Genomic DNA, 4,080 nt, shown 5'->3' on the forward strand with positions numbered 1-4,080 from the left:
GTCTATGACGAGATGACCGAGCTGATGAAGGACCAAATGTCGAAACTGAAGGTTGGCGATCCGACCAGCGAAGACACCGATGTCGGCCCGATTGCGCGCGCTGACCTACGCGAGGAGCTGCACCGGCAGATCAAATCGACCATCGAGCATGGCGGGACCTGCCTGCTGGGCGGTGAGATGCCTGAAGGCGATGGCTTCTTCTATCCCGTCACGCTGCTGGCGGGCGTCAAACCCGGCATGGCGGCGTTCACCGAGGAGACGTTCGGCCCGGTCGGCGTGATGATTCGCGCCAGCGATGAGGCCCATGCCATGAGCATGGCGAATGATACCGAGTATGGCCTCGCCGCGAGCATCTGGACCGAGGCCGGGCGCGGCGAAGCGCTGGCGTCCCAGCTCGATACCGGGCAGGTCAGCGTCAACGGCATCGTGAAAACCGATCCGCGCCTGCCGAGCGGCGGCACGAAATCCTCAGGTCTGGGGCGCGAGCTTGGACCGCATGGCATCAAGGAATTCGTCAATGCGCAGCAGGTCTGGGTCGGTCCGGCGAAATCCTGATCAAGCAGGCGGGACCAAAGCGTTAATGACAAAGGACAGCTGGCGCTGTATAGCGGTATGGAATGACTGTCTCGTCTGATACTTCAGAGCGGGTTGTGCTTGTCGACGAGGGTGACACCGAACTCGGCACCGCCCCGAAACTCGATACCCACCGGCGGGGCGAGTTGCACCGGGCCTTTTCCATATTCCTGTTTGACCGGCGCGGCCGCACGCTGATCCAGAAGCGCGCGCCCCAGAAATATCATTCCGGCGGCAAATGGGCGAACACATGTTGCGGGCATCCAAGGCCGGACGAGCCCATTGCCAGGGCGGCAAAACGGCGGCTCGGCGAGGAACTCGGCATGAGCGCCGAGCTGACACCCGGATTTATTTCGCGCTATCGCGCCGAGCTTGATGGCGAAATGATCGAGAATGAACTGGTCCATATTTTCTATGGAATTGCCGGGTCGGAACCAGCACCGAATGCGGCTGAGGCGAGCGCCGTCGATTTCGTCGAATTAGCAGAGCTTAAAGCAGGATCCGCGATTCCGGTCAGCCATCAGACAGCCTGGCTTCGCCACTATCTCGAACATCATTTCGAGGCGCTGCTCGACATCCGCCACAGACTCACAGATCAATCGCATGCGATTGACAAGCATAAGAATGAAACGGACTTTATTAGGAAATTCGTTTGACCCACCGCCAATCGGTCTAATTTCCGATGGGCAAAGCCACATTATTCGGAGGTACTAACGTATGAAACTTATCGGGAATGGATTGAAATTCACCGTCGCCGCATCGGCCCTGTCATTGATGGTCGTGGCCTGCGGCGGGTCGGAGCCGGGTGAACCTGTAGACGACACGACAACGGCGTCAGATGTCGACGACGAGCTTGACGAGGCTGGCGAGGATATCGAAGCGGCGGCAGATGAGGCCGGCGAGGGCATGGAAGACATGGCCGACGATACGGCAGACGCCATGGATGATGCGGCGGACGATATGGACGCTGAAATGGACGAAGCGGCCGATGATATGGACGCCGAAATGGACGAAGCGGCCAACGACATGGACGCCGAGATGGATGAGGTTACAGACGCCTCGGCAGATGCCGGCGCGCATCCGCGCGTCTCCGCAGAAACGGTGGCTGAGTATGAAGCGCTGACGGGCAATGCCCAGAATGGCCGCCGGGTCTTCACCCAGTGCATGGCCTGCCACTCGGCTGAGGAAGGCCGCAACATGGCCGGCCCGTCGCTCTATGGCATTGTTGGCCGCGAGGCTGGCTCCATTCCAGGCTTCAACTATTCTGACGCCAACGCCAATTCCGGCATCACCTGGACCGAGCCGACCATGTTTGCCTATCTTGAAGCGCCGCAGGCCTTCATCCCAGGCACGATCATGGCCTTCCCAGGCCTGCCAAAGGCGCAGGATCGGGCTGATGTGATCGCCTATCTGAAGGAAAACGCTGAATAAGCGTTTTCGATAAAATCGAAATGAAAGAAGGCCGCCGAGTTGCAACTCGGCGGCTTTTTTGATCATGTGAGTCTTAGTTGACGTTTACAGGGGTCCTTCTTGCCTGACACTGCATTTCCATTCTCGGCCATCGTTGGACAGGACTCCTTAAAAGACGCATTGCTGATTTCCGCGATCGACCCGAGCCTCGGCGGCGTGCTTGCCTTTGGCGATCGGGGAACGGGCAAGACGACCATGATCCGCTCGCTGGCCGCGCTGCTTCCGCAGCAGAGCGTCGTCAAGGATTGCCAGTTTCGCTGCGATGGCGACAAGCCGGCGGCCTTTTGCCCGAGCTGCCAGGCGCTGAGCAAGGCCGGCAAGCTGACAACGAAAAAGGTCTCCCCGCCCGTGATCGACCTGCCGCTCGGCGCGACCGAGGACAGGGTGCTCGGCGCAATCGATCTGGAGCGGGCGCTCGGCAGCGGAGAGATTGTCTTCGAGGCGGGCCTGCTGGCTGCTGCACATCGCGGTTTTCTCTATGTCGACGAGGTCAATCTGCTCGACGACCATCTGGTCGATATTCTGCTCGATGCCGCCGCCTCCGGCGTGAACCGGATCGAACGCGAGGGCCTCAGCCTCTCGCACGCTGCACAATTTGTCCTGATCGGCAGCGGCAATCCGGAAGAGGGCGAATTGCGCCCGCAATTGCTCGACCGGTTCGGCCTGTTCGTCGAAGTGACCACGCCGCGCGACGTGGCGGCCCGGGTCGAAATCATAAAGCGGCGCCGCGCCTTCGATGATGACCGGGAAGGGTTCGCCAAGACGTGGAGCCGCAAGGATGCGGCGCTGCGCAAGCGCATCGTCACAGGCCGCGAGAACCTGTCCAGCGTGGAAACAAGCGACGAGATGCTGGAGAAATGCGCCGAACTTTGCCTGGCGCTCGGGTCTGATGGCTTGCGCGGGGAACTCTCGCTCATCCGGGCGGCGACAGGCTTTGCCGCGCTGTCGGGCAGGGGAGAGGTCACGCTGGAAGATCTTCGCCGCGCCGCGCCTCTGGCGCTGACGCACCGGCTGAGGAAGGACCCCCTGGACGAAACAAAAGCCGTGGCGCGTGTCGAGCGGGCTGTCGGCGAAATTCTCGTTTCATGAGCGCGGAGGGCGCCTGGGACCGGGCGCTGCTGGCGGCCGCGCTCTGCCTGGCGCGCCCTGATCTTTTCGGCGGCCTCATCGTCAAGGCAGGTGCAGGCCCAGTGCTTGAGGCGTGGCTCGATGAGGTGCGGGCGCAGTGCCCGTCGGAGACCGCCCCGATGGTCGTTCCAGCTTCGGTTTCGCCGGACCGGCTGCATGCCTCGCTCAGCGTGTCGCGCTCACTCGCCGAAGGCCGGGCCATCTATCAGCCGGGCCTGCTGGAGGACGCTGCCGGCCGGGCGATGATCGTCAACGGGGCAGAGCGCCTGCAGGAGGCGGTCGCCGCGCTCCTCGCAGCAGAGCTCGATCCGGCCAGTGGCGAGCGCTCCCGGCAAACCGCCCTGATCTGCATCGATGAGAGCCGCGAGGCCGGCGATGCGGTTTCGCCCATCCTCGCCGAGCGGCTGGCCTTTCGCGCGGACCTGAATGGCTTGCGCTTTACGGGCATTGGGGCCGCCAGCTATACCGCCGCCGACATAGACCGCATCCGGACGGATCTCTCTAAGGTCGAGATGGTGGATGAGGATCTCTCCGCCGTTGCGGCCGCCTGCCTCGGCATGGGCGTCAGCTCGCTTCAGGTGCCAGTATTCTGCATGCATGGCGCGCGCGCGATTGCTGCGCTTGAGCGGCGGACCAGCGTAACCCGGGACGACATCATGCTCGCCTGCCAGCTTACCCTGCCGGGACGCGGGCAGCCCATGCCTGAACCCGAGGACATGCGCCAGCCGGAGACGGGCCAGCAGGATGGCCAATCGGATGAGGCCTCCTCAGGCGAGGAGCAGGACGGTGTGTCGGAAACGCCCCAGCCGCTTGAATCGCAAATCATCGAGGCCATCGAATCGGCCCCCGTCGAGATGATGGCGCCCAAGACAAGAGCGACCAGCCGGGGCAGGGCGGGCGTCTCCGGGC

Annotated in this window: 4 protein-coding genes and 1 pseudogene; all 5 read left to right on the plus strand. The window is 62.7% G+C overall.

Annotated features, from left to right (window positions below; genetic code table 11):
* Nucleotides 1–555 (plus strand): aldehyde dehydrogenase family protein (locus WA989_RS15730; protein ID WP_424341428.1); only part of this gene is annotated, 555 nt, incomplete at its 5' end.
* Nucleotides 556–617: 62 nt separating this feature from the next.
* The gene (gene idi / locus WA989_RS15735) at nucleotides 618–1,229 is read left to right on the plus strand and encodes an isopentenyl-diphosphate Delta-isomerase (RefSeq protein WP_424341429.1); all 612 of its coding nucleotides are present in this window, start codon (nucleotides 618–620) and stop codon (nucleotides 1,227–1,229) included.
* 61 nt (nucleotides 1,230–1,290) lie between these two features.
* Complete coding sequence (locus tag WA989_RS15740) at nucleotides 1,291–2,004, plus strand: c-type cytochrome (RefSeq protein WP_424341430.1); 714 nt, start codon at nucleotides 1,291–1,293, stop codon at nucleotides 2,002–2,004.
* 99 nt (nucleotides 2,005–2,103) lie between these two features.
* Nucleotides 2,104–3,132, plus strand: a complete 1,029-nt coding sequence (gene bchI, locus WA989_RS15745; RefSeq protein WP_424341431.1) for a magnesium chelatase ATPase subunit I — start codon at nucleotides 2,104–2,106, stop codon at nucleotides 3,130–3,132.
* A pseudogene (locus WA989_RS15750) lies at nucleotides 3,129–4,080 on the plus strand (hypothetical protein); the annotation flags it as partial. The gene bchI and the pseudogene WA989_RS15750, both read left to right, overlap by 4 nt.

It is taken from the genome of Henriciella sp., from assembly GCF_049649345.1.
Classification (GTDB): domain Bacteria; phylum Pseudomonadota; class Alphaproteobacteria; order Caulobacterales; family Hyphomonadaceae; genus Henriciella.